Raw genomic sequence first — 23,144 nt, forward strand, 5'->3', positions numbered from 1 at the left:
CGGTCTGTGTAATCATCAAAATCCCACTATGGGGCATGGAGGTCGGGCAGGAATACTATCTTTATACTATGAATATGGTAACCTGAAAATGTTGGCTTATGTCAACATTTTGCAAGCATGACAGAATGACACAAGCCCGCCCGCGTGCCGTTCAGGCACGCCCCGGCAAATGCTGCGCCAGGCGGGCGAACACGTCCGGTTCGCGCATGCGCGCCATCCACCAGCGCAGCGCGGCACCATCCTCGCCGACGCGCCAGGCCAGGTAAAACGTTTCCGACGGTTTCGGCTCTTCCACGGCTTTTTCCACCAGCAGGCCGCGCGCGATGGCGGCCCGCGCGCATGGTCCCGGCAGGAAGCCGAAGCCCAGCCCCAGTACCTGGTAGTCGAACTTGACCTGCATGTTCGGCACGCTCAAGGCATCTTGTCCCAGCAGCAGGCCCACCGTGCGCGGCGCCATCTGGCGCGCCGAATCGGCCACCACGACGGCGCGGTGATGCTGCAGGTCGCCGCGCGACAGCGGTCCGGGCAGCAGCGCCAGCGGGTGCGTGGGCGCCACGGCAAAGACGAAATCGAGCATGCCGATCGGCTGCGCGATATAGCCGCCGCCGGCCGGCCCGTCGCCGGGCGCGCCCACCAGCAAGTCGACGCGGCGGTCCAGCAGCGCTTCCCACGTGCCCGACAGCGTATCTTGCGCCAGGCGCAAGCGCGTCTGCTGCGCCACGCCGTAAAAGGCGCGCACGTCCTCGGCCAGGGCCACGGTGGAAAACATGGAATCGATGCCGATGGCCAGTTCCGTCTCCCAGCCCGAGGCCACGCGGCGCACGCGGTGCTCGAGGTCCTGCGCCGCCTTCAGCAGGTAGCGCCCTTCCTTCAGCAATTCCTGGCCGGCCGCCGTCAGCACGACTTTCGGGCCATTGCGCTGGAACACCTGCACGCCCAGGTCGTCCTCCAGCTTGGCCACCGTATAGGAAATGGTGGACGGGACTTTATGCAACTCCTTGCCGGCCGACGAGAACGATCCGCGGCGGTCGATGGCGTCGACGATTTGCAGGGCTTCCAGGCTCAGTCTTAACATTCGATTTTTTCGATCATAAGGTGGTAGATTTTCCGTTTTTCTTTCTCGGCTGACGGGCCTATACTTTCTCCATCGTACAGCGAAGGGCAGCAAAGGTGCCACGGCAGTCACCGCACAAGCAACCTTCGAAATTATCGCACATTAACTTATAGAAACGGAGTCCACCATGTTACAGATTCGTCATAGCGAAGAACGCGGCGCCGCCAACCACGGCTGGCTCAATTCCCACCACAGCTTTTCCTTCGGCAGCTATCACGATCCGAAACACATGGGATTTGGCCCGCTGCTGGTGATCAATGAAGACCGGGTCACGCCAGGCCAGGGTTTCGGCACGCACGGCCACCGCGACATGGAAATCATTTCGTACGTGCTCGACGGCGCGCTCGAACACAAGGACAGCATGGGCACCGGTTCCGTCCTGCACTACGGCGACGTGCAGCGCATGAGCGCCGGCAGCGGCGTGCGTCACAGCGAGTTCAACCATTCCAACGCGGACGGCCTGCACTTCCTGCAGATCTGGATACAGCCGAACGTGACGGGCATTCCGCCCAGCTATGAAGAGAAACACTTCACGCCGGAAAGCAAACGGGGCAAGCTGCGCCTGATCGCCTCGGGCGACGGCCGCCAGGGTTCCGTGCTGATCCATCAGGACGCGGCCATCTACGCCAGCATCCTGCAGGAAGGCGAGCAGCTGGAACACGCGCTGGAAGACGGCCGCTGCGCCTATGTGCACCTGATCCGCGGCAGCCTGGTGGTCAATGGCGTGGCCTTGAAGGCGGGCGATGCGCTGAAGCTGACGCAGGAAGCGGCCGTGACAGTGACCCAGGCGGAAGACGCGGAATTCCTGCTGTTCGACTTGCCTAAATGATGGTACCTGGCCAAACCTGCTGCGCATCGCACCCTGCGATGCCCGCTACGGTTGGGCCAGGCGCCGCACATCGACCTCACATCCTGATAAAAACAACTGGATTACCATGAAAAATAACACCGATCTGCTGTACCCCGTCGGCCGCGCCGCCCTTGGCGTGCTGTTCTTTGTCTCGGGCTTGCTGAAAATCGGCGGCTTTGCGGGCGTGGCCGGCTACATGGCCAGCCAGGGCTTGCCGCTGGCAAACATCCTGCTGGTCGTCGTGATCGCGCTGGAAGTGGGTGGCGGCTTGCTGCTGATCACAGGCTGGCAGGCGCGCTGGGCGGCGCTGGCCCTGGCGCTGTTCCTGATCCCGACCACCGTGATCTTCCACGCCTTCTGGAGCGCCGATGCGGCCCACTTCCAGGACCAGCTGACGAACTTCCTGAAGAATCTGTCCATCTTCGGCGGCATGCTCTTGCTGGTGGAACGCGGTTTTCGCCAGGCCAGGTAAGCGCCGGGCTGCCGGATCGAACGGGGCCGTCACGGACGCGGCCCGCCCGGCCGGCAGCCTGTCACCTTACCGTCATCAAACTGACACGGCGCTGTCACATACACTGACTATCATGCGGTTGCCATTTAATCACGCAACCACAGGACATCGCAGCCCATGAACAAGCCCAACGATCTGGCCATCCGCGCCACCGATCTGAACGACATTGACAGCAACGCGTCCCACGACAACCACTTCAACAGCATCCTGAACGCCCGCCTGAGCCGCCGCAACTGGCTGCGCGGCAGCGCCGTCACGGCCGCTACCGCCGTCATGGGTTCGATGGGCCTGTCCGCTTGCGGCGGCGGCAGCGATGCGGTCGCCGTCACGCCGACGCCGACGCCCGAAAAACTGCTGGCGTTTACCGCCGTGCCGAAAAGCCTGGCCGACGTCGTGTCGGTGCCGGCCGGCTACACGGCCACGGCCCTGTATGCGCTGGGCGACTCGCTGCGCGCGGCCACCCCGGCCTACAAGAACGACGGCACCGACACCGACTTCGACAACCGCGCCGGCGACCACCACGACGGCATGGAATACTACGGCCTCTCCGCCGCCGGCGCGCCGCTGGCGTCCGGCGCCGAACGGGGCTTGCTGGCGATGAACCACGAAGCGACCACGGACGAAAAACTGTCCTCGCACTTCCTGCACGTGAACGGCGGCACCACCTCGCTGCCGCGCCCCGCCGCCGAAGTCGACAAGGAAGTGGCCGTCCACGGCCTGAGCGTGGTCGAAGTGAAGAAGACGGGCAGCGCCTGGGCCACCGTCAACGATTCCGCGTTCAACCGCCGCGTCACGCCGCTGACGGACATCGAGATCTCCGGCCCGGCACGCGGCAACGCCCTGATGGTGACCAAGTATTCGCCGACCGGCACCAAGACGCGCGGCACCATCAACAACTGCGGCACGGGCAAATCGCCATGGGGCAGCTACCTCTCCGGCGAAGAAAACTGGGCCGGCTACTTCACGCGCTCGGCCAGCGACAACGCCGCGCGCGGCGACAAGTCCGTCGCTTCGCTGAACCGCTATGGCCGCAGCCAGGGCGGCGCCTCGCGCCACGGCTGGGAAACGGGCGGCAGCGACGACAAGTACGCGCGCTGGAACCTGAGCAAGATTGGCGCCTCGGCCAACGGCAGCGACGACTACCGCAATGAATTGAACGGCATGGGCTACATCGTCGAGATGGACCCGTACGACAAGACCCGCCCCATCCGCAAGCGCACGGCGCTGGGCCGCTACGCGCACGAAAGCGCCGCCTTCAGCGTGCCGGCCGTGGGCCAGCAGCTGGCCGTCTACATGGGCGACGATTCGCGCAACGAATACATCTACAAGTTCGTCACGGCGGCCGTCTGGGCCGCCGCCGATGCCAACCCGGCCGACCGCATCGCCACCGGCGACAAATACCTCGATTCGGGCAAGCTGTACGTGGCCAAGCTGGCCGCCGACGGCACGGGTCAGTGGATCGAGCTGGCCATGTCGAACGCGCTGATCCAGGCTTACGGCGCCTACAAGTTCGCCGACCTGGCCGACGTGCTGGTCAACGCCCGCCTGGCGGCCGACGCCGTGGGCGCGACGAAGATGGACCGCCCGGAATGGTGCTCGGTCAACCCGGCCAATGGCGAGATCTATTACACGCTGACCAACAATTCGAACCGCACCGTCAATCCGAGCGGCTCGTCGCAGCTGGCGCCGGACAGCGCCAACCCGCGCGCCTACACGGACATGAAGGGCAGCAGCGCGCAGAACGGCAATCCGAACGGCCATATCATCCGCTTCAAGGAAGGCACGGGCGCGGCCGCGGCCACCAGCTTTACCTGGGATGTCTACCTGTTTGGCGCCGAGAGCGGCGCCGACGCCAGCAAGATCAACCTGTCGAACCTGACGGCCGACCAGGATTTCTCGAGCCCGGACGGCCTGGCATTCAGCCCCTACACCGGCATCTGCTGGATCCAGACCGACGATGGCGCGTACACGGACGTCACCAACTGCATGATGCTGGCGGCCATCCCGGGCAAGGTCGGCGATGGCGCCAAGTCCACGCTGAACTACGCCACGGCGGCCGGCGGCAACCTGGCGGTCGACACCTTCATCGGCAAGAAACCCACGGCCGACACGCTCAAGCGCTTCCTGGTGGGGCCGGTCGGCTCGGAAATCACGGGCATCAGCGAAACGCCCGATGGCAAGACCATGTTCATCAACATCCAGCATCCGGGCGAAACCACGTCGCTGGCGAATATCGGCGACCCGTCGAAGTACACGAGCCAGTGGCCGGCCAACGCGGGCTATGGCGCCGGCAAGCGGCCGCGCTCGGCCACCATCGTGATCACCAAGAACGACGGCGGACGCATCGGCAGCTGATGGTCCGTGCCTAGCGTGTGCCTGTGCCGCCATTGCCGCTTGCGCGCACTGGCGGCGGCAGGCGACGGACGAGGCCCGCCATCCACCTTGTAAAACAATGAAGTGCCCCTAAGTAAGGCCCATCACCAGACATTGCAAGCACCGAATGGCAGCCAGGGAAAACGTTTCCCTGCTTTTTGGTATGATGGCAAGGCGCGCCGGCACCGGAGTGGTGTCGCGCGCCTTTTATTTTTGACAATTACTTATATGAGCACAACCATGCAAAGCGGCGCAGACATCCTGGCGACAGGCGAATTGGATTACACGACTTCCTGCGCACTGCCGACGCCGTGGGCCCAGTTCACCCTGCACGCCTTTGTCGAGCACGCCACGGGCAAGGAACACCTGGCCATGGTGCTGGGCGATATCGGCAATGGCGACCCCGTGCTGGCGCGCGTGCATTCCGAGTGCCTGACGGGCGACGTGCTGTTTTCGCAGCGCTGCGACTGCGGCGCCCAGCTCGAAGGCGCGCTGAAACGCATCGCCGAGGAAGGCCGCGGCATCCTGCTGTACCTGCGCCAGGAAGGACGCGGCATCGGCCTGATCAACAAGATCCGCGCCTACCGCCTGCAGGAAGCGGGCGCCGACACGGTGCAGGCGAATGAACAGCTGGGCTTCAAGGCCGATGCGCGCAACTACACCCTGTGCAAGCCCATGTTTGCGCAATTCGGCATCCACAGCCTGCGCCTGATGACCAACAACCCGCGCAAGATCGCGGCCATGGAAGCGCTGGGCATCACGGTGGCCGAACGGGTACCGCTGCTGGTCAACCGCAATGCGTTCAACCAGCACTACCTGAATACCAAGCAAAGCAAGCTCGGTCACATGATGACGCCGGAAACGGCGCCGGCGCTGGAAGACGGCGCCCTGTAATCGCCCGGGCCGGCGCAGCGTGTGTGCCGCGCCGGCCCGCGCCAGCTTCGCTCCTGCTCACGCACAAAGGATGCATGAAATTATCTAACTTCGCCTTCTTGCTGGCCGGCCTGTGCGCCGCCGCAGGCGCACAGGCGGCCCCGGCATCCCCGGCTCCCGCCGCCCCAGCTCCCGCCACGCCCCCCGTCAAGCCGCCGCCGGCCACCGCCGCGCCCGCCGCCACCGAACATGCGGCCCTGCCGCCGCCCTCGTCGGCCGCACAAAAGCTGTACACGGCGGCGCGCGCCGACATCCTGCAAGTGCGCGTGCTGCTGAAGAACGGCCGCACGCAGTCGTCCGTCGGCTCGGGCTTCTTGATCGGCACGGGCGACCTGGTGGTGAGCAACTATCACGTCGTGTCGCAATTCGCGCTCGACCCCGATACCTATGTGGGCGAATGGGTGGATACCGGCGGCCAGCGCGGCAACGTGGAATTGCTGGCCGTCGACGTGCTGCACGACCTGGCCGTGCTGCGCGTAAACCGCCACGGCACGGGTTTCTTCAAGATGCCGGAGCAGCTGGCACCGCTGACGCAGGGCCAGTACCTGTATTCGATGGGCAATCCGCTGGACCTGGGCTTCGCCATTTCGGAAGGCTCGTACAACGGCGTCGTCACGCGCAGCTTCTATGACCAGCTGATGTTTACGGGACCGATCAATTCCGGCATGAGCGGCGGCCCCAGCGTCACCGCGAATGGCGACGTGGCCGGCGTGAACGTGTCGAAACGCCTCGATGGCGAACTGGTCAGCTTCCTCGTGCCCGCCCGCTACGCCCAGCAATTGCTGGACAAGGTGGCGAAACAGGGCAAGCCGCCGAAAGACTTCAAGCCGCTGGTGACGGCGCAGCTGCTGGCGCACCAGGAAGTCATGCTGGCGCGCCTGCTGGACACGCCCCTGAGCCTGAAAGCCATGGGCCCGTACCGCGTGCCCGTGCGCGAATCCGACCAGATGCGCTGCTGGGGCCGCTCCAACGTGAAGTCCGACAAACCGTATATGCTCGACAACACCAGCTGCGCCATGGAATCGGCCATCTTCATCTCCGGCGCCCTGCAGACGGGGCAAGTGTCGATGCGCCACGAATTCCTGCGCAGCAACGAACTGGGCGCACTGCGTTTTTCCGAACTGGCCAGCGCCTCGTTCAAGAATGAAAGTTTCGGCAGCTACAAGAGCGTGCACCTGACGGGTCCCCATTGCACCGAACAATTCGTCAAGAACACCACGCTGCCCCTGCGCGCCGTCCTGTGCGTGCGCGCCTATCGCAAGTTTACGGGTCTGTACGACTTTGCCCTGCTGGCCGCCAGCGCCGATGCGCCACTGATGAGTCTGCAAAGCCGCATCGACGCGCGCGGCGTGTCCTACGCCAACGGCATGCGCGTCACGCGCACCTTCCTCGAGGCGCTGTCGCGCGCGCCCTCCACCACCGGCGGTCGCAAGCCATGATGCCTCCCTATTACCTCGAAATCCTCGCCGAGAACGGCGAAGTGCAGCAGCGCCAGCGCATGGCCGCCCTGCCGATCCGCATCGGCCGCGGCTACGACAATGACTTCATCCTCGACGACGCGCACACGGCCGCCCGCCACGCCGTCATCGAGGACGACGGCGCGGGCGGCCTGCTGCTGCGCGACCTGGGCAGCCAGAATGGCGTGATCCACCGCGGCCAGCGGCAAGTGCAAGTGGCCATGACGGGCGACAGCATCGTGCGCCTGGGCCACACGCGCCTGCGCGTGCGCGCCAGCGACCATCCAGTGGCGCCCGAACTGGGCGACACCACCATGCACAACTGGGAAGGCTTGCGCCCCGCCATGGCCGGCCTGGCCATGATCGGCGCCTCGGCCGCCTTCAGCAACTGGCTCGGCGACGCGGAAGCCTTCGACCCGATCACCTATCTGATGATCATCGCCTACGCGCTGGCCGGCGGCCTCGTGTGGGCATCCGTCTGGGCCGTGGCGAACCGCCTGTTCGGCCATGTGGCGCGCTTCGGCCGCCACCTGTTCATCATCGGCTGCGGCTTGCTGGCCATGGAGGTGTGGGAACTGGCCAGCAACATGGCGGCGTACGCGTTCTCGCTCGAAGCACTGACGCGCTACGGACGGCATATGTTCATCGTCATTGTCTGCGCGATGATCTACTACCATTTGTGCACGATCAAGCCGCAGCACCCGCGCCGCTTCGCCCTCGTGGCCGTGGTGCTGGCCATCATCGGCTCGACCCTGATTTTACTGAGCAACCTGCAGATTAGCGGCCGCCTGGCCGACGAGCCCTATATGTCCGCGATCTACCCGCCCGCCTTGCGCCTGAGCCCGAATCACACGATGGACGCCTTCTTCCGCGATGCGGCCAGCCTGCAGCGCGCCGTCGATGCCGAGCGCGGCAAGTCCGCCAAGGGCGACGACGAGGACGACAGCGACGAGTAAGCGCATCGGTGTGCCAGCATGCAAAAAAGCCCGCCGTGTCCTTGCAGACCGGCGGGCTTTTTTTATCGCGCGCCGTCAGGCGCGGCGAGATCGACGATACCAGCTTAGAACTTGGCTTCCTGTTTGCGGCGCGCCGTAAAGCCCAGCAAGCCCAGGCCGATCAGCAGCATGGCGTAGGTGGTTGGTTCAGGAACAGCCGAGATCAAACCGTCATTGGCGCCGAAGCTGGCGAAATTGTTGTTGCCCGCCTTGAACTGCACTTGCTGGCCGCCATCGCAGCAGCCTTCCAGGCCGTAGATGCTCAGGGTATGGTTGCCGGCCGCCAGGGTGCCCGAACCGCTGAGGAACTGGCTGCCATTATTGTAGTTACCGGCCCACCACATGTCGTTGTTCTTGAAGTCCAGCGCCACGCCGTCGAGGAACAGGGCGCCGCCCTTGCCGAAGTCGACGCCGCTGCGGAAGCTCCAGGCGCCCGCATCGGCCGCGCTGACGCCAAAGTTGATCACCGACTTGAAGGCGATGTTCGAGCCGCTGCCGAACAGGCTGCTGTTATTGACGTTGTTGTAGCTGGCGATCGTCGTCGAGCCATAGCCGGCGCCTGGCGTGGCCACGGCGGCATTCACCACGGACTGGTAGTCGGCGGCGGAACTTTGCGCGCCGGCGCCCGAGTAGCCGGTGGACAGGGTGATGGTGCTGGCGTTCGCGTGGGCAAACACACCGACAGCGATCAGGGACAGGGCGAGTTTAGGCAAGTTTTTCATGATGGTATCCAGTAAGTAAGTATTCAGTGGGCGCAGCAGGGAGCGCTGGAGCTGAATACACGCTGCATTGAGGCGTGTCGGCGTAGCGCGCTAAATTGCAAGGATGAGCGGTCGGGGGCGTGAACTTCCGCGTGATCATGCGGACTTGCAGCGTGCCATGGCGGCACTGCAAGCGTCCTGGAAAGGGTTCGGGTTCCCGGGACAAGGCCAGACAGTTGACGGGTCAGGTAAGTCGATGAATGTATTCTATCTTAAATTCCCTAGAAGAAAAGTATTTTTCTTTTAACCATGAAAGATATTTTTCTGGCAATCCCCTTCCCGGCATGGAAAAAGTGCCGCCCGCCACTCTGGCGCAAGGGCCAGGCCCCCATGGCGGCGGCGCGTGGCGTGTCGCGGCGACACCACAGACCAGCCCGATACTGTCGCATCGCGCGCATTTCTTTTCGCATGATGCCGCACCACGCGGCGAAACAGCATGGCAAAATGCATACACACTGCTATCTGTCCGATGAGGGGGAAAGAGGAAATGGTCGACCTGGAAGAACTACGCTATCTGGCACTGTCGTTTCCCGACACGAGCGAGGAAGAACACCACGACCGTCCGGCCTTCCGCGTGGGCGGGAAGATCTTCGCGACCCTGCCCGACGACGAGCACATCAACGTGCTGCTCGATGCGGAAGCAGCGCACATCGCCACCGTCATCACGCCGTCCGGCTGCGAAAAGCTGTGGTGGGGCGAGCGCCTGGCAGGCATCACGGTACGCCTGGCGGATGCGGAACTGGACATGCTGGCCGCCGCCCTGACGGCCGCCTGGCGGCGCAAGGCGCCCGGCGACCTGGCCAAGACCATCGACCAGGCCGGGTAAGACTGCCGGCTACAGCGGCCAGTTGCGCAACAACAAGCCGACCATCTGCTGCAGTTGCTCGCGCGAGACCCCGGCGGCAGCCTGGATGGCCATGCCCTGCGACAGGGTCACGACAAAGCGCGCCTGCTGCTCCGGGCAGGAATCGGCAGGCAAATCTCCCTCTTCCCTGGCGCGCCGCAAGCGGTCGCGCAGCTTGATTTCGCCGCGCAGGCGGCGCGCAAACAATTCATCGCGGATCGGCAAGGCGTCGTCGCTGCAGGCGAGCGCCGCATTCACGCCCATGCAGCCGTGCGGGCCGTCCGGCATGGTTTGCGCATCGACATATTGCGTCAGCAACGCTTCCACCACCTGGCGCGCCGTCGGCTGTTCCAGCGCCGCATCGAAAAACTGCATGCGCGTGTCGCTGTAGCGCTCGAGCGCCTTGTGGAACAGCTGCTCCTTGTTGCCGAAGACGGCATACAGGCTGGGCCGGTTCATGCCCATCGCTTTCGTCAATTCGGGCAGCGAGCTGCCTTCATAGCCTTTTTCCCAGAACACTTTCATGGCGCAATCGAGCGCCTCGTCCGCGTCGAACGTACGCGGCCGGCCCGTTTTTGCCTTGCCTGCCTCAGCTGTTTTTTCTAGTTTCATACCGATCGGTAAAAAATTATGACAACGATGTCCATTTCCCGCTATTATATACCGACCGGTTAAAAACCTTTCGGCTTTTCAGGAACCCATCATGCAAGCATCCCCCAACTCCTCCGCCCAGGCAAGCACGTCCATCGCCGGCGACGATACCACCGTGGCGCCGTGGCTGGCCGTATTATCCGTCGGCATAGGCGCCTTCGCCCTCGTCACGTCCGAATTCCTGCCCGTCGGCCTGCTGCCGGCCATGGCGGCCGAACTGGCCATCAGCAAGGGCCAGGCGGGCCTGATGATCACCACGCCCGGCATCGTTGCCGCGTTTGCCGCTATCTTCGTCACCATCGGCTCGGGCCGCCTTGACCGCCGCATCGTGCTGCTGGCCCTGACGGCGCTGCTGGTCGCTTCGAACCTGCTGGTGGCGCTGGCGCCGTCGTATGGCGCGATCCTGCTGGGACGCGCCATGCTGGGCGTGGGCGTGGGCGGGTTCTGGGCCATCGGCAGCGCCATCGGCCCGCGCCTGGTGGCGCCGCAGCATGCGTCGCGCGCCATGTCCATCATCTTTGCCGGCGTCTCGCTGGGCACGGTGGCGGGCGTGCCGGCCGGCGCGCTGGTCGGCGAGCTCGTGGGCTGGCGGGTGGCCTTCGGCGCGGCCAGCGCCATTGCCGTGCTCGTCTTCATCGGCCAGCTGTGGTTGCTGCCCAGGCTGCCGCCCACGCAAGCCATCCGCTTGCGCCAGCTGCCGATGATCTTCGGCATCCGCAAGGCCAGGCTGGGCCTGATCGCCACGGCCATGCTCTTTACGGGCCAGTTCGCCGCCTACACGTATATCGCGCCCTTCCTCACGCAAGTGTCGCACCTGGCCGCCGGCACCGTCAGCGCCATGCTGCTCGTGTATGGCGCCTCTGGCTTCATCGGCAACCTTGCGGGCGGCTGGGCCGCCGGCCGCCACGAACGCCCGACCCTGGTGGTGACGGGCGCCGTGCTGGGCCTGTCCACCCTGGCGCTGGCCGCGTTCGGCAGCCACTCCATTACCGCCATGCTGCTGGTGGCCGTGTGGGGCTTCGGTTTCGGCGCCATGCCGATTGCCGTGCAGACGTGGATGTTCAAGGCGGCGCCGCACCTGATGGAAGGCAGCAGCGCGCTCTTCGTGGCCATCGTGCAGGTATCGCTGGCCTCCGGCGCCCTGCTCGGCGGCATGGCCGTCGATCAGCTGGGCGTAACGAGCGCCATGGTGGTGGGTGGCCTGTTCGCGCTCGGCTGCGCCTTGACGATCGCCCTCTTCGGCAAGGCCGCAGCGAGCGCCCAGGCGCCAGCCGGCTCCGCAGCCTGCAAAGCCTAGGCGGCAAACTGGGTCAGATGCGGCCGCGGCGAAATTCGCCGAGGAATTTCGCCACCTCGGCCGGCGTCATCAAGACGTCCGCATCGCCGTGATACGCATACAGGAAGGGCGTGCCGCCCAGGCGGTCCGTCAGCTTGGCGAACAACAAAAAGCGACTGCCCAGCGGATAGCGCTGCAAGTCCGCCAGGCGGCGCGAGCATTGCACGGCCAGCTCCGGCGAAAAGGCCTGGCCCGGCACGGGACGCATTTCCACCTTGCCGCGGATATCGCGCGATTCGACGGCAACGTGCCGGTATGCATAAGTATCACGGGCCATGCCGCCACCTTGTCTTGAATAAAGGCGCCATCTTAAGCGAAGACGGCGCCTGCCGTGTTACTGCGCCACGATGCGCAGCAACTTGCCGTTGTCTTCATCCGTCAGCGCATACAGATAGCCGTCCGGCCCCTGGCGCACGTCGCGCACGCGCGCGCCGATGGCGAGGCGGTCCTGCCCCGTCACCTTGCCGCTGGCATCGACGGCGATGCGGCGGATATCCTTGGCCGCCAGGCCGCCGCTGAAGATGCTGCCGCGCCAGGCGGGAATCTTGTGGCCCGTGTAGACGGCCAGCCCCGACGGCGCCGGCGACGGCACCCAGGCCACGCTCGGATTGAGCATGGCGGCCACCTCGTGCTTGCCGACCGGCTCATGCGTTTGGTAGTCGGCGCCATAGCTTTGCAGCGGCCAGCCGTAGTTGCCGCCCGCTACCACCAGGTTCAGCTCGTCACCGCCATACGGACCGTGCTCGGTGGCCCACACGCGGCCCGAAACGGGATCGAGCGCCAGTCCCTGCACGTTGCGGTGGCCATACGACCAGATTTCCGGCAGCGCGCCCTTGGCGGCCAGGGGATTGCCGGGCGCCGGCTTGCCCTCGTCCGTCAGGCGCAGGATGGAACCCTGGTGCGTGGCCAGGTTTTGCGCCTGCTCGCGCGCCAGCCGGTCGCCGATGCGCAGCGGCGGATTGCCGCCATCGGCCACGCTCATCAGCAAAGTGCCATCCGGCAGCCACAGCAGGCGCGAACCGAAATGCTGGCCGCCGCTCTTGTCGGTGGCCACCTGGAACAGGGTCTGGATGCCCGTCACCTTCTTGCCGTCGAACACGCCGCGCACGAGGGTCGTGCGGTTCGCGTCATTCGTGCCCGTCGACACCGTCATGTACACGCGCGGATTCGGCTTGCCCGCATCCTGCGGATGAATGACGATATCGAGCAGGCCGCCCTGCCCGCCCGTAAACACTTTGGGCATGCCTTGCAGCGCCACGTCGGCGAAGCTCTTGCCACTGAGCAGATGCAAGGTGCCCTGCTTGCTGGTGACCAGCGCCCTCCCCTCGCCCAGCCAGGCGATGCCCCATGGCTGGCGCACGCCTTCGGCCACGGTGACGGCCTTCCATTGCTGTTTCGCCGCCGGTGGTTCGCCCGTCGCTTGCAGTTCGGCATGGGCGGGCATGGCGCCGGCCGCGAAGACTCCCAGCAGCAGTGCGGTGGCAAGGTGTGTGCGCTTGATCGTTGGCATCCGGAATTCTCCTGTCTGAATGAAAAAAGGCGGCCGGGATGGTTTCTGCCATCGCGCCGCCCTCTAAAAATAACATGGATTACACGGCGGGTGCGCCGCCGTTCTCATGCGATCGGTGATACAGCAGGTAACATTAATCCTCAGAAATCATTACAAGGGGCTGCCGGGTACGCTCAGGCGCGCAGCAGCAAGGCCACGGCTTCGGCCGCGATGCCTTCTTCACGGCCCAGGTAGCCCAGCTTTTCATTCGTCTTGGCCTTGATGTTGACCTGGCTCACGTTCACGCCCAGGTCTTCGGCCACGTTCGCGCACATGGCGGCGATGTGCGGCGCCATCTTCGGGCGCTGGGCGATGATGGTGGCGTCGACATTGCCGATGCTGTAGCCGGTGGCCTGCACGCGGCGCACGGCTTCGCGCAGCAGCGTGCGCGAATCGGCGCCCTTGAATTGCGCATCCGTGTCGGGGAAATGACGGCCGATATCGCCCAGCGCGGCCGCGCCGAACAGCGCGTCCGTGATGGCGTGCAGCAGCACGTCGGCGTCGGAGTGGCCGAGCAGCCCCAGATGATGGGGAATCTTCACGCCGCCAATAATCAGGTCGCGGTTTTCCACCAGCGCGTGGCAGTCATAGCCCTGGCCGATGCGGAAAGGGAGTACGGGAGTGCTTGTGTTCATGTGAATTTCTTTCAAATGCCAGGGTTAGCCAGGTACAGCTCGGCCGTGTGAATGTCGCGCGGCAGGGTCACCTTCAGGTTGCGCGGATGACCTTCGATCAGTTTGGGCGCCAGGCCCAGCGCTTCGACGGCGCTGGCGTCGTCCGTGATGGCCAGCGGGTCGGGGGCTTCGGACAAGGCCCGGTGCAGCAAGGCATAGCGGAACATCTGCGGCGTCTGCGCCAGCCACAGGCCGTCGCGCGGCACGGTCTGCGCCGATGCGTTGGCCGGCCCGGCCCGCTTGACCGTGTCGACCACGGGCAAGGCCAGCAAGCCGCCGGCCGCATGGTCGCCCACTTCGCGGATGAGTTTTTCGATCAGCGCCGGCGTCAGGCCGGGACGCGCCGCATCGTGCACGAGCACCTGGTCGGCCGCGCCTATGCTGGCGTGCAACGCCCGCAAGGCGTTCAGGATGGTCTCCATGCGCGTGGCGCCGCCGCAGCGCAGCACGGTCACGCCATGGTCCACGCCCTGCTGCGGCACCACCGTATCGATCACGCCATCGTCCGCGCTGACCACCACATAGGTGTGCGCGATCAGGGGACTGGCGAGAAAGGCGTCGAGCGCGTGGCGCAGCATGGGCTTGCCCGCGATGGGCAGGTATTGCTTGGGACTGCCCGCCTCCATGCGCGCGCCCACGCCCGCGGCGGGGATCAGCGCAAAATTACGCGGGGAATTCGTTGTTACTGTCATGCCACTCCTTATTTGGGCTTGCTGTACTACTTGCTCTGTTGCGCCGGCGCCGCCTTGGCTGCCAGGATAGCCTGGATCTCGCCCTTGCACGCCTTGCCCAGGCGCGCATATTCCTGCGGCGAATCGATGGCAGCCTGCAAGATTTCCACCTTGCGCATCTCCGCCTTGATATACGGCAACCAGCCCGTATCGATCTCGCGCGCCAGCGCGGCCTTCGCCGTGCCGCTGGGCGCGTACAGGGGACGCGCCTCGAAGCGTTTGTCGAGCGCCGCGCGCACGGTCTTTTCCACGCGCGGCAAATGTTCCATATACGTTTGCATGTGCCGCAGCTCGTGCGCGAGTATCTCATCATACGCGCAGGTACCGGGGGCGAACTCGCGGCCGATGTAGATCACCACGGGCGCATACGTCAGGCTCACGGTAATCTGCGGCGCCACGCATTCGTAGCCGCTGGCGGGGTCCTGCAGCATGGGACCGGCCAGCGCGATGCGCACCTGCGAATCCGTCTTCGTCAGTCCCAGCACCCAGGTATTGCCGCGCGCCACGCCCTTCATCGCCGTCAGGGCCTTGTAGGGCAGGTGCGTGTCGACGCTATAGCCATGCTGCTGCGCCGTCAGCACCGACACCGTCTTGCTGATCGTGTCTTCGCAGCGCACCTGGAACGGCGTGCGCGGCGCGGCCTGCGCACCCAGACTGGCACAGGCAAGCAGCAGGAGAGCGGGCCGGCGCATGCGCAAGATCAAGCCGCTTGCCAGGCGCCACTGGTAATCTTGTCGAGCCAGAAGATGCCGATGACGGTCTTCACGTCGGTGATCGTGCCATCCTTCACCCAGTCCAGCAACTGGGGAACCGTCGCCGTGAAGGTTTCCAGGAATTCGCCGTCGTCGAGCCGGCGTTCGCCCGCCACGAGGCCGCGCGCCAGGAACAGTTCCAGGTGCTCGTCCGAGTAGGCGATGGCGTTGTGGATGGTCGAGACGAATTGCCAGCTTGTCGCCGTGTAGCCCGTCTCTTCCAGCAGCTCGCGCCGGGCGCAGGCCAGGTGGCTTTCGCCCGCGTCGATCTTGCCAGCAGGGAATTCGATGAAGACGCGTTCCAGCGGGTAGCGGTACTGGCGCTCCATCAGCACCGTGCCATCGTCGAGCAGCGGCAGGATGACGACGGCGCCCGGGTGCAGGATGAATTCGCGCGCCGTGATCTTGCCATCGGGCAGCGTCACGCGGTCGCGCTGCACGCGCAGGAAGCCGCCCTGGTAGACGACCTCGCCGTCCACCTTGGTTTCAGTCAAATTCGTATCCATGCGTTGAGTATCCATACATTGATTATGCTCAATAAAAAAACGGCGCCAGAGGCGCCGCTTTCGGTCGTTGCTGCTAACGGCGTTTGCGCAGGTAGCGGGTGACGAAGCCGGGGAAGGCCAGCACCAGGAACAGGCATCCGGTGATGGCGTAGAACTCCCACGTCTGCGGGAAACCGTTGCCGATACGCGCTTCGAGCGCAAACGCCACGGCGCCGACGATGAAATACAGGATCACCATCTCCAGCAGGCGCAGCGCCAGCGGCTTGCGCCAGCCTTTGCCGCCTTCCGCCTGCGCGCTGCGCTTCAGGGGCACGGCGGCAAACAGTTTCTCGTTAAAGAATGGCAGGTTGGCGCCCAGAATGCCCAGGGCGATCACCAGCCAGCTCGAGACGGTGACATCCATCGGTCAGGACGCCAGGGTCTTGGTGATGGCCGAAGCGCAGGCCGCCAGGATGCTGTTCGGCATCACGCCCAGTGCCAGGACGAACACGCCGTTCAGTGCCAGCACGACGCGCATGTCGCCATGCACGACCAGCGCATTCGAATCCGTCGGCTCGTCGAACCACATCATCTTCACGACGCGCAGGTAGTAGAAGGCGCCAATCAGCGAGAACAGCACGGCGGCGATGGTCAGCCACAGCTGGCCCGTGGCCAGCACGGAAGCGAGCACCGAGTACTTGGCCATGAAGCCCATCAGCGGCGGCACGCCGGCCAGCGAGAACATGAACAGGGTCATCACCAGGGCGAAGATCGGGCTGCGTTTGCCCAGGCCCTTGAAGTCGGCCAGTTCTTCCGCTTCGAAGCCATTACGTGCCAACAACATGATCACGCCGAAGGTACCCAGGGTGGTGAACACGTAGGTGATGACGTAGTACATCGAGGCGCCGTAGGCCGTGGCCGCGCCAGCCGCGTTCAGGGTGTTGTTCGGTGCGTCGACGGTGCCCGACAGCAGGCCCAGCAGCACGAAGCCCATTTGCGCGATGGTCGAGTACGCCAGCATGCGCTTCAGGTTGGTTTGCGCGATCGCGGTGAAGTTACCGATGGCCAGCGACATCACGGCCAGCACCAGCAGCATTTGCTGCCAGTCATGCGCCATCGGCAGCAAGCCCTCGGCCAGCAGGCGCAGGGTGATGGCGAACGCGGCCAGTTTCGGCGCGCCGCCCAGCAGCAGGGTCACGGCCGTCGGCGAACCTTGATACACGTCAGGCACCCACATGTGGAATGGCACGACGCCCAGTTTGAAGGCCAGGCCGGCAACGAGGAACACCAGGCCGAAGACCATGATGGTGCCGTTGGTCTTGCCGCTTTCCAGCGCCACGCGCAGTTCGCCCAGGTCCAGCGTGCCGGAGGCGCCGTACAGCATCGAGATACCGTACAACATGAAACCGGAAGCCAGCGCGCCCAGGATGAAGTACTTCATGGCCGCTTCCGTGGCCTTGGCATTGTCACGGCGCAGAGCGATCAGCGCGTACAGCGACAGCGACATCAGTTCCAGACCCAGGTAGATGATCAGGAAGTTGTTGGCCGAGATCATGATCATCTGGCCCAGCAGTGCAAACAGGGCCAGCACGTAGAACTCGCCGCCCAGGTTACCCGACAGCATGTTGCGGTCGGTGGCATAGGCACGCGAATAGATCAGGGTCAGCGCCACGGCGCCGTACGAGAACAGTTTCAGCAACTGCGACATCGGGTCCGACACGAACATATTGTGGAACGTGTAGACGGTGGTGCCCGCGTTGAAGTCGCCCACGGTCAGCAAGGCGCAGCCGGCCAGGGTCAGCAGGGCCAGCACGTAGGTGATGGAACGCTTCGCCGCAGGCAAGAACATATCGATCAGCAAGAGCGCCGACGTGGCGATCAGCAGAAAGATTTCCGCGTACAGCGGTACCAGATTAGGTGCATTAGTCATGTTATCGGTCTTCTATTTAAGGCAACTTGCTGATGGCGACATGCTGCAGCAGGTCGGCAACCGAAGTTTGCATCGTGTCGGTGAACGGGGCTGGGTACAGACCCATTACGAGCACGGCGATGGCCAGTACAGCAAGCATGAAGAATTCACGTTTGTTGATATCGGTCAGTTCGGCCACATGCTTGTTCTTGATCTTGCCGAACACCACGCGCTTGGCCATCCACAGCGAGTACGCCGCGCCCCAGATCAGTGCCGTTGCAGCCAGCAAGCCGATCCAGAAGTTGTATTTCACCGCGCCCAGGATCACCATGAACTCGCCGACGAAGCCGGAAGTGGCTGGCAAGCCGCAGTTGGCCATCGAGAACAGCACGAAGAAGGCGGCAAATTTCGGCATGCGGTTCACGACGCCGCCGTAGTCGGCGATGTTACGGGTATGCATGCGGTCATACAGCACGCCGATGCACAGGAACATCGCGCCGGAGATGAAGCCGTGCGAGATCATCTGCACGATACCGCCCTGCACCGAGATGTCGTTGAACATGAAGAAGCCCAGGGTCACGAAGCCCATGTGCGCGATCGACGAATAGGCGACCAGTTTTTTCATGTCGGTTTGCACCAGGGCAACCAGACCGATGTAGATCACGGCGATCAGCGACAGCGCGATCATGAAGCCCGACAGGTAGTGGCTGGCGTCCGGCGTGATCGGCAGCGAGAAACGCAGGAAGCCGTAGGCGCCCAGTTTCAGCATGATGGCGGCCAGCACGGCGGAACCGCCCGTTGGCGCTTCCACGTGGACGTCCGGCAACCACGTATGGACCGGGAACATCGGCACCTTGACGGCAAACGCCATCAGGAAGGCCAGGAAGATGAAGATCTGCTCGTTCATCGTCAGCTTGAATGCATGCCAGGCCAGGATGTCGAAGGTACCCGACACATTGCGCAGGTAAATGATGGCAACCAGGGTCAGCAGCGAACCGAAGAAGGTGTACAGGAAGAACTTGAACGACGCGTACACGCGGTTCGAACCGCCCCAGATACCGATGATGATGAACATCGGGATCAGGGTTGCTTCAAAGAAGAAGTAGAACAGCAAGCCGTCGAGCGCGCAGAACACGCCGATCATCAGGCCAGACAGGATCAGGAAGGAGCCCATGTACTGGGCGATGCGCTTCTCGATCACTTGCCAGGCCGAAATGACGACGATGACCGTGATGAAGGCCGTCAGCGGAATGAACCACAGCGACAGGCCATCGATACCCAGCGAGTACCAGATATTGAAGGTTTCGATCCACGGTGCTTTTTCGACGAATTGCATGCCGTGCGCGGCGTTGTCGAAATGCTGGATCAGCGGCCAGGTGCACAGCATGCTGAGCACCGCGCCGGCCAGCGACAGCCAGCGGGTAAAGCCCGCTTTGCTGTCACGGCCGAGAGCCAGGACCAGGACGCCGCAAATGATCGGCACCCAGATCGACAGACTCAGGTAAGGAGGTAGTGTAGAAATCGTAGACTGCATCATGGTTCTCAGTATTCTTTTATCAGGTCAGCTTACTTAGCGGGCCAGAATGGCAGGAAATAGATCAGGAAGCCCAGCACGCCCAGGATCATCACGAATGCATAGTGATAGATGTAGCCGGTCTGCAGCACTCGCGACAGCGAGGACAGCCAGGCGACGACCTTGGCGCTACCGTTGACCAGCAGGCCATCGATCAGCTTCTTGTCACCGAAGTTCCACAGGCCATTACCCAGCAAGCGGGCACCGCCGGCGAACACGACTTCATTGAACTTGTCCATGTAGTACTTGTTGTCCAGCAGGGTGTGGATCGCGTGGAACTTGGCAAAGAACCAGGCCGGTACACGCGGATTGACCATGTAGCAGTAGTAGGCTGCCACCACGCCGGACAATGCCAGCCAGAACGGTGCGGTCGACAGGCCGTGGATCGCCATCGCCATCGCGCCGTGGAATTCATGCGACAACTCTTCCATTGCTGGATGGTTTTCGCCAACGAAGATCACGCCCTTGAAGAAATCGCCATGCAGCATCGGGCCGATCGTCAGGTAGCCGATGATCAGCGAAGGAATCGCCAGCATCACCAGCGGGAACCACACGACGAATGGGGATTCATGCGGCTTCTGGCCAGGTTCCAGGCCATGGTGGCCGTGGTCGTCCTCTTCCTCTTCGTGATGGTCGTCATGCGCATCGCCGTGCGCGCCATGGGCCGCTTTCGGTGCGTGATGGTCGTCGTGACCGTGGGCATGCGCCTGGCCGAAACGTTCCTTGCCGTGGAAGACGAGGAAATACATGCGGAACGAGTAGAACGCGGTGACGAACACGCCAGCCAGCACGGCGAACTGGGCAAAGCCAGCACCCCAGATGTGCGTCGCTTCGACGGCTTCGATGATGCTGTCTTTCGAGTAGAAGCCGGAGAACAGCGGCGTGCCGATCAGGGCCAGCGAACCGATCAGGGAAGTGATCCACGTGATCGGCATGTACTTGCGCAGGCCGCCCATGTTGCGGATATCCTGGTCGTGGTGCATGCCGATGATGACGGAACCGGCGCCCAGGAACAGCAGTGCCTTGAAGAATGCGTGCGTCATCAGGTGGAATACGGCCACGGAGTACGCGGACGAACCCAGCGCCACCGTCATGTAGCCCAGCTGCGACAGGGTCGAGTAAGCGACGACGCGCTTGATGTCGTTCTGGATGATGCCCAGGAAGCCCATGAACAGCGCCGTGATGGAGCCGATCACCAGGATGAAGGACAGTGCCGTATCGGACAGTTCGAACAGCGGCGACATGCGCGAGACCATGAAGATACCGGCCGTCACCATCGTCGCGGCGTGAATCAGTGCCGAGATCGGGGTAGGACCTTCCATCGAGTCAGGCAGCCACACGTGCAGCGGGAACTGGGCCGACTTGCCCATCGCGCCGATGAACAGGCAGATGCAGGCCACGGTCAGCAGGGCCCAGTCGGTGCCCGGCATCGTCAGCAGCGCCAGTTCGTCTTTCTTGGCGAATACTTCCTGGTAGTTCATGGTGCCGGCAAACGCCAGCAGCAGGCCGATGCCCAGGATGAAGCCGAAGTCGCCCACGCGGTTGACGAGGAAAGCCTTCATGTTGGCCACGATGGCCGTCGGACGCTGGTACCAGAAACCGATCAAGAGGTAGGAGACCAGACCCACGGCTTCCCAACCGAAGAACAGTTGCAGGAAGTTGTTGGCCATGACCAGCATCAGCATCGAGAACGTGAACAGCGAGATGTAGGCGAAGAAGCGGTTGTAGCCTTCGTCGTCCTTCATGTAGCCGATCGTGTAGATATGCACCATCAGCGACACGAAGGTGACCACGCACATCATCATCGCCGACAGCGAATCGATCTGGAAGCCCACTTCCATCTTCAGGGTGCCGATCGTCATCCAGTTATAGATCGTGCCATTGAATGTCGCGCCATCCATCACTGCCAGCAGCGTCTGCACGGACAGGATGAACGCGATCAGTACGCCCAGGATCGTCGCGGTATGCGACGTCTTGCGTCCGACCAAATTACCCAGGAACTGGGTGCCAAGCAAGCCTGCAATCGCGGCACCGGCCAGCGGCGCCAGCGGTACGGCAAGAAGGAGGTTAGGGTTGAGGAGTTGCCCCGCCATGATGAACCTTAATCGTTATTATTCGAGAGATCGAGTCTGAAAAACATCAGCCTTTGAGGCTGTCCAGGTCTTCGACGTTGATGGTATCCAGATTACGGAACATCACCACCAGAATAGCCAGACCGATAGCCGACTCAGCGGCGGCAACCGTCAGGATGAAGAAAACGAAGATCTGACCGGCCGCGTCGCCCAGGTAATGGGAAAACGCGATGAAATTCATATTCACCGCCAGCAGCATCAATTCGATTGCCATCAGCAATACGATGATGTTCTTGCGGTTCAGGAAAATCCCGACGATCGAGATTGCGAACAGGATCGCGCCCAGGACCAAAAAATGTGTGAGCGATAATGTCATGGTGCCTCCTTAACTTCCGGCTCAGCCGCAGGACGCTCGACGACCGCGTCCATCTTGATGATCTTCAGACGGTCGTTACGCTTGACGCGCACGGCATCGCCCGGAGCAAAATGCTTGGTGTCCTTGCGTTTGCGCAGGGTCAATGCGACGGCGGCAACGATGGCCACCAGCAGCACGACGGCGGCGATTTCAAAGGCAAACACATATTTCGTGTAGATCAGCATGCCCAGTTCCTTGGTGCCGCCCAGGTTGGCGCCAGCCAGTGCCACGCGCGGCTCGAACTCGAGGAAACCACGCCACAGCACGGCAGCCATTTCCAGCACGATGATCACGCCGACCGTGGCGGCCAATGGCAGATAGCCCCAGAAGCCTTCGCGCATGCGGTCGATATTGATATCGAGCATCATGACGACGAAGAGGAACAGCACCATCACGGCGCCGACATACACCAATACCAGCACGATGGCCAGGAATTCAGCTTGCAGCAGCATCCAGATGCCCGCTGCGGAAAAGAAGGACAGTACCAGGAACAGTACCGCGTGGACCGGATTACGGGCCGTGATGACGCGCGTCGCCGCTATGATCAGAATCAGCGAGAAGGCGTAAAACAAAATTGTTTTAAAGTCCATAAAAAACCCAATAGACGTACAGATGAACGAGGGGCGCGGCGCAGCTTGTCAGCTGCGGCGCATCCATCAGCGATAAGGTGCGTCGGCGGCGCGCGCAGCGGCGATGTCATTTTCATAACGATCGCCTACGGCCAGCAACATCTCTTTCGTGTAATACAAATCCCCGCGTTTCTCGCCGTGGTATTCCAGGATTTGCGTCTCGACGATCGAATCGACCGGGCAGGACTCTTCGCAGAAACCGCAGAAGATGCACTTGGTCAAGTCGATATCGTAGCGCGTGGTGCGGCGCGAACCGTCGTCACGCTGCTCCGATTCGATCGTGATGGCCATCGCCGGGCAAACCGCTTCGCACAGTTTGCAGGCGATGCAACGTTCCTCGCCGTTCGGGTAGCGGCGCAGCGCGTGCAAGCCACGGAAACGCGGCGAGATCGGTGTCTTCTCTTCCGGGAATTGCACCGTGATCTTGCGCGAAAACATGTACTTGCCTGTCAGCGCCATGCCCTTGATCAGCTCGCCTAACAACAGGCTGCTGAAGAAATCTTTTACCTTATCCATTCGTATGCACTCTC

Annotated in this window: 25 protein-coding genes; 9 read left to right on the forward strand and 16 right to left on the reverse strand. The window is 63.2% G+C overall.

Annotated features, from left to right (window positions below; genetic code table 11):
- Nucleotides 1-151 precede the first annotated feature (151 nt).
- Nucleotides 152-1,075 carry a LysR family transcriptional regulator gene (locus tag AC1RDJ_RS18015; protein WP_071322809.1) on the reverse strand — a complete coding sequence of 308 codons (924 nt, stop codon included), beginning with the start codon at nt 1,073-1,075 and terminating at the stop codon, nt 152-154.
- Nucleotides 1,076-1,241: 166 nt separating this feature from the next.
- Between AC1RDJ_RS18015 and AC1RDJ_RS18020 the strand changes: the two genes are divergently transcribed.
- The 6 genes from AC1RDJ_RS18020 (at nt 1,242) to AC1RDJ_RS18045 (ending at nt 8,194) form a co-directional block, all read left to right on the forward strand.
- On the forward strand, nt 1,242-1,943 hold the full coding sequence (locus tag AC1RDJ_RS18020) for a pirin family protein (RefSeq protein WP_493028305.1): 702 nt from the start codon (nt 1,242-1,244) through the stop codon (nt 1,941-1,943).
- 106 nt (nt 1,944-2,049) lie between these two features.
- Complete coding sequence (locus tag AC1RDJ_RS18025; protein WP_493028306.1) at nt 2,050-2,436, forward strand: DoxX family protein; 387 nt, start codon at nt 2,050-2,052, stop codon at nt 2,434-2,436.
- Nucleotides 2,437-2,592: 156 nt separating this feature from the next.
- A complete protein-coding gene (locus AC1RDJ_RS18030) occupies nt 2,593-4,830 on the forward strand; it encodes a PhoX family protein (RefSeq protein WP_493028307.1) in 2,238 nt (745 codons plus the stop codon).
- Nucleotides 4,831-5,088: 258 nt separating this feature from the next.
- The gene (ribA, locus tag AC1RDJ_RS18035; protein WP_071322805.1) at nt 5,089-5,742 is read left to right on the forward strand and encodes a GTP cyclohydrolase II; all 654 of its coding nucleotides are present in this window, start codon (nt 5,089-5,091) and stop codon (nt 5,740-5,742) included.
- Nucleotides 5,743-5,816: 74 nt separating this feature from the next.
- Nucleotides 5,817-7,220: a S1 family peptidase gene (locus tag AC1RDJ_RS18040; protein WP_071322804.1), complete on the forward strand. Its 1,404-nt coding sequence runs from the start codon at nt 5,817-5,819 to the stop codon at nt 7,218-7,220.
- A complete protein-coding gene (locus AC1RDJ_RS18045) occupies nt 7,217-8,194 on the forward strand; it encodes an FHA domain-containing protein (RefSeq protein WP_071322803.1) in 978 nt (325 codons plus the stop codon). The genes AC1RDJ_RS18040 and AC1RDJ_RS18045 overlap by 4 nt, the downstream gene beginning before the upstream one ends.
- Before the next feature lie 104 nt (nt 8,195-8,298).
- On the opposite strand, the gene AC1RDJ_RS18050 is transcribed toward AC1RDJ_RS18045, so the two are convergent.
- Nucleotides 8,299-8,955 carry a CCXG family PEP-CTERM protein gene (locus AC1RDJ_RS18050; protein WP_071322802.1) on the reverse strand — a complete coding sequence of 219 codons (657 nt, stop codon included), beginning with the start codon at nt 8,953-8,955 and terminating at the stop codon, nt 8,299-8,301.
- Nucleotides 8,956-9,194: 239 nt separating this feature from the next.
- On the opposite strand from AC1RDJ_RS18050, the gene AC1RDJ_RS18055 reads away from it, so the two are divergent.
- Nucleotides 9,195-9,467 carry a hypothetical protein gene (locus AC1RDJ_RS18055; RefSeq protein ID WP_493028308.1) on the forward strand — a complete coding sequence of 91 codons (273 nt, stop codon included), beginning with the start codon at nt 9,195-9,197 and terminating at the stop codon, nt 9,465-9,467.
- 14 nt (nt 9,468-9,481) lie between these two features.
- Nucleotides 9,482-9,820: an MmcQ/YjbR family DNA-binding protein gene (locus tag AC1RDJ_RS18060; protein WP_071322801.1), complete on the forward strand. Its 339-nt coding sequence runs from the start codon at nt 9,482-9,484 to the stop codon at nt 9,818-9,820.
- A gap of 9 nt (nt 9,821-9,829) precedes the next feature.
- On the opposite strand, the gene AC1RDJ_RS18065 is transcribed toward AC1RDJ_RS18060, so the two are convergent.
- Complete coding sequence (locus AC1RDJ_RS18065; RefSeq protein WP_071322800.1) at nt 9,830-10,450, reverse strand: TetR/AcrR family transcriptional regulator; 621 nt, start codon at nt 10,448-10,450, stop codon at nt 9,830-9,832.
- 91 nt (nt 10,451-10,541) lie between these two features.
- Here AC1RDJ_RS18065 and AC1RDJ_RS18070 point away from each other — a divergent pair, with 91 nt between their 5' ends.
- On the forward strand, nt 10,542-11,786 hold the full coding sequence (locus tag AC1RDJ_RS18070; RefSeq protein WP_493028309.1) for an MFS transporter: 1,245 nt from the start codon (nt 10,542-10,544) through the stop codon (nt 11,784-11,786).
- A 13-nt stretch (nt 11,787-11,799) separates the two neighbouring features.
- Here the strand turns inward: AC1RDJ_RS18070 and AC1RDJ_RS18075 are convergent, their stop codons facing one another.
- The 13 genes from AC1RDJ_RS18075 to nuoI form a co-directional block, all read right to left on the reverse strand.
- Nucleotides 11,800-12,102, reverse strand: coding sequence for a hypothetical protein (locus AC1RDJ_RS18075; RefSeq protein WP_071322798.1), 303 nt, complete (start codon nt 12,100-12,102; stop codon nt 11,800-11,802).
- A gap of 57 nt (nt 12,103-12,159) precedes the next feature.
- Nucleotides 12,160-13,335 (reverse strand): PQQ-dependent sugar dehydrogenase, encoded by a 1,176-nt coding sequence (locus AC1RDJ_RS18080; protein WP_493028310.1) that lies wholly within the window; start codon nt 13,333-13,335, stop codon nt 12,160-12,162.
- A 173-nt stretch (nt 13,336-13,508) separates the two neighbouring features.
- A complete protein-coding gene (gene ispF, locus AC1RDJ_RS18085; protein WP_493028311.1) occupies nt 13,509-14,009 on the reverse strand; it encodes a 2-C-methyl-D-erythritol 2,4-cyclodiphosphate synthase in 501 nt (166 codons plus the stop codon).
- Nucleotides 14,010-14,020: 11 nt separating this feature from the next.
- On the reverse strand, nt 14,021-14,740 hold the full coding sequence (ispD, locus tag AC1RDJ_RS18090) for a 2-C-methyl-D-erythritol 4-phosphate cytidylyltransferase (protein ID WP_493028312.1): 720 nt from the start codon (nt 14,738-14,740) through the stop codon (nt 14,021-14,023).
- 26 nt (nt 14,741-14,766) lie between these two features.
- Complete coding sequence (locus tag AC1RDJ_RS18095; protein WP_493028313.1) at nt 14,767-15,471, reverse strand: hypothetical protein; 705 nt, start codon at nt 15,469-15,471, stop codon at nt 14,767-14,769.
- A gap of 8 nt (nt 15,472-15,479) precedes the next feature.
- Nucleotides 15,480-16,037 carry an NUDIX domain-containing protein gene (locus AC1RDJ_RS18100; protein ID WP_071322794.1) on the reverse strand — a complete coding sequence of 186 codons (558 nt, stop codon included), beginning with the start codon at nt 16,035-16,037 and terminating at the stop codon, nt 15,480-15,482.
- Nucleotides 16,038-16,110: 73 nt separating this feature from the next.
- Nucleotides 16,111-16,440, reverse strand: a complete 330-nt coding sequence (locus AC1RDJ_RS18105; protein WP_071322793.1) for a DUF2818 family protein — start codon at nt 16,438-16,440, stop codon at nt 16,111-16,113.
- A 3-nt stretch (nt 16,441-16,443) separates the two neighbouring features.
- Nucleotides 16,444-17,946 (reverse strand): NADH-quinone oxidoreductase subunit NuoN, encoded by a 1,503-nt coding sequence (gene nuoN, locus AC1RDJ_RS18110; RefSeq protein WP_071322792.1) that lies wholly within the window; start codon nt 17,944-17,946, stop codon nt 16,444-16,446.
- A 16-nt stretch (nt 17,947-17,962) separates the two neighbouring features.
- Nucleotides 17,963-19,462 carry an NADH-quinone oxidoreductase subunit M gene (locus tag AC1RDJ_RS18115; RefSeq protein ID WP_071322791.1) on the reverse strand — a complete coding sequence of 500 codons (1,500 nt, stop codon included), beginning with the start codon at nt 19,460-19,462 and terminating at the stop codon, nt 17,963-17,965.
- Between the two features lie 29 nt (nt 19,463-19,491).
- Nucleotides 19,492-21,591, reverse strand: a complete 2,100-nt coding sequence (nuoL, locus tag AC1RDJ_RS18120; RefSeq protein ID WP_152257083.1) for an NADH-quinone oxidoreductase subunit L — start codon at nt 21,589-21,591, stop codon at nt 19,492-19,494.
- A 46-nt stretch (nt 21,592-21,637) separates the two neighbouring features.
- Nucleotides 21,638-21,946 carry an NADH-quinone oxidoreductase subunit NuoK gene (gene nuoK, locus AC1RDJ_RS18125; RefSeq protein WP_071322789.1) on the reverse strand — a complete coding sequence of 103 codons (309 nt, stop codon included), beginning with the start codon at nt 21,944-21,946 and terminating at the stop codon, nt 21,638-21,640.
- Nucleotides 21,943-22,575, reverse strand: a complete 633-nt coding sequence (locus AC1RDJ_RS18130) for an NADH-quinone oxidoreductase subunit J (protein ID WP_071322788.1) — start codon at nt 22,573-22,575, stop codon at nt 21,943-21,945. Before AC1RDJ_RS18130 ends, nuoK begins: the two co-directional genes overlap by 4 nt.
- 66 nt (nt 22,576-22,641) lie before the next feature.
- A complete protein-coding gene (nuoI, locus tag AC1RDJ_RS18135) occupies nt 22,642-23,130 on the reverse strand; it encodes an NADH-quinone oxidoreductase subunit NuoI (RefSeq protein ID WP_010399726.1) in 489 nt (162 codons plus the stop codon).
- Nucleotides 23,131-23,144 lie beyond the last annotated feature (14 nt).

The sequence above is a fragment of the Janthinobacterium sp. GW822-FHT07H10 genome (assembly GCF_058798675.1).

Excerpts from the sequence above, each read along its gene's own strand:
- AC1RDJ_RS18015 (WP_071322809.1), bottom strand. The coding sequence starts at position 1,075 with ATGTTAAGACTGAGCCTGGAAGCCCTGCAAATCGTCGACGCCATCGAC.
- AC1RDJ_RS18020 (WP_493028305.1), top strand. The coding sequence starts at position 1,242 with ATGTTACAGATTCGTCATAGCGAAGAACGCGGCGCCGCCAACCACGGC.
- AC1RDJ_RS18025 (WP_493028306.1), top strand. The coding sequence starts at position 2,050 with ATGAAAAATAACACCGATCTGCTGTACCCCGTCGGCCGCGCCGCCCTT.
- AC1RDJ_RS18030 (WP_493028307.1), top strand. The coding sequence starts at position 2,593 with ATGAACAAGCCCAACGATCTGGCCATCCGCGCCACCGATCTGAACGAC.
- ribA (WP_071322805.1), top strand. The coding sequence starts at position 5,089 with ATGCAAAGCGGCGCAGACATCCTGGCGACAGGCGAATTGGATTACACG.
- AC1RDJ_RS18040 (WP_071322804.1), top strand. The coding sequence starts at position 5,817 with ATGAAATTATCTAACTTCGCCTTCTTGCTGGCCGGCCTGTGCGCCGCC.
- AC1RDJ_RS18045 (WP_071322803.1), top strand. The coding sequence starts at position 7,217 with ATGATGCCTCCCTATTACCTCGAAATCCTCGCCGAGAACGGCGAAGTG.
- AC1RDJ_RS18050 (WP_071322802.1), bottom strand. The coding sequence starts at position 8,955 with ATGAAAAACTTGCCTAAACTCGCCCTGTCCCTGATCGCTGTCGGTGTG.
- AC1RDJ_RS18055 (WP_493028308.1), top strand. The coding sequence starts at position 9,195 with ATGTATTCTATCTTAAATTCCCTAGAAGAAAAGTATTTTTCTTTTAAC.
- AC1RDJ_RS18060 (WP_071322801.1), top strand. The coding sequence starts at position 9,482 with ATGGTCGACCTGGAAGAACTACGCTATCTGGCACTGTCGTTTCCCGAC.
- AC1RDJ_RS18065 (WP_071322800.1), bottom strand. The coding sequence starts at position 10,450 with ATGAAACTAGAAAAAACAGCTGAGGCAGGCAAGGCAAAAACGGGCCGG.
- AC1RDJ_RS18070 (WP_493028309.1), top strand. The coding sequence starts at position 10,542 with ATGCAAGCATCCCCCAACTCCTCCGCCCAGGCAAGCACGTCCATCGCC.
- AC1RDJ_RS18075 (WP_071322798.1), bottom strand. The coding sequence starts at position 12,102 with ATGGCCCGTGATACTTATGCATACCGGCACGTTGCCGTCGAATCGCGC.
- AC1RDJ_RS18080 (WP_493028310.1), bottom strand. The coding sequence starts at position 13,335 with ATGCCAACGATCAAGCGCACACACCTTGCCACCGCACTGCTGCTGGGA.
- ispF (WP_493028311.1), bottom strand. The coding sequence starts at position 14,009 with ATGAACACAAGCACTCCCGTACTCCCTTTCCGCATCGGCCAGGGCTAT.
- ispD (WP_493028312.1), bottom strand. The coding sequence starts at position 14,740 with ATGACAGTAACAACGAATTCCCCGCGTAATTTTGCGCTGATCCCCGCC.
- AC1RDJ_RS18095 (WP_493028313.1), bottom strand. The coding sequence starts at position 15,471 with ATGCGCCGGCCCGCTCTCCTGCTGCTTGCCTGTGCCAGTCTGGGTGCG.
- AC1RDJ_RS18100 (WP_071322794.1), bottom strand. The coding sequence starts at position 16,037 with ATGGATACGAATTTGACTGAAACCAAGGTGGACGGCGAGGTCGTCTAC.
- AC1RDJ_RS18105 (WP_071322793.1), bottom strand. The coding sequence starts at position 16,440 with ATGGATGTCACCGTCTCGAGCTGGCTGGTGATCGCCCTGGGCATTCTG.
- nuoN (WP_071322792.1), bottom strand. The coding sequence starts at position 17,946 with ATGACTAATGCACCTAATCTGGTACCGCTGTACGCGGAAATCTTTCTG.
- AC1RDJ_RS18115 (WP_071322791.1), bottom strand. The coding sequence starts at position 19,462 with ATGATGCAGTCTACGATTTCTACACTACCTCCTTACCTGAGTCTGTCG.
- nuoL (WP_152257083.1), bottom strand. The coding sequence starts at position 21,591 with ATGGCGGGGCAACTCCTCAACCCTAACCTCCTTCTTGCCGTACCGCTG.
- nuoK (WP_071322789.1), bottom strand. The coding sequence starts at position 21,946 with ATGACATTATCGCTCACACATTTTTTGGTCCTGGGCGCGATCCTGTTC.
- AC1RDJ_RS18130 (WP_071322788.1), bottom strand. The coding sequence starts at position 22,575 with ATGGACTTTAAAACAATTTTGTTTTACGCCTTCTCGCTGATTCTGATC.
- nuoI (WP_010399726.1), bottom strand. The coding sequence starts at position 23,130 with ATGGATAAGGTAAAAGATTTCTTCAGCAGCCTGTTGTTAGGCGAGCTG.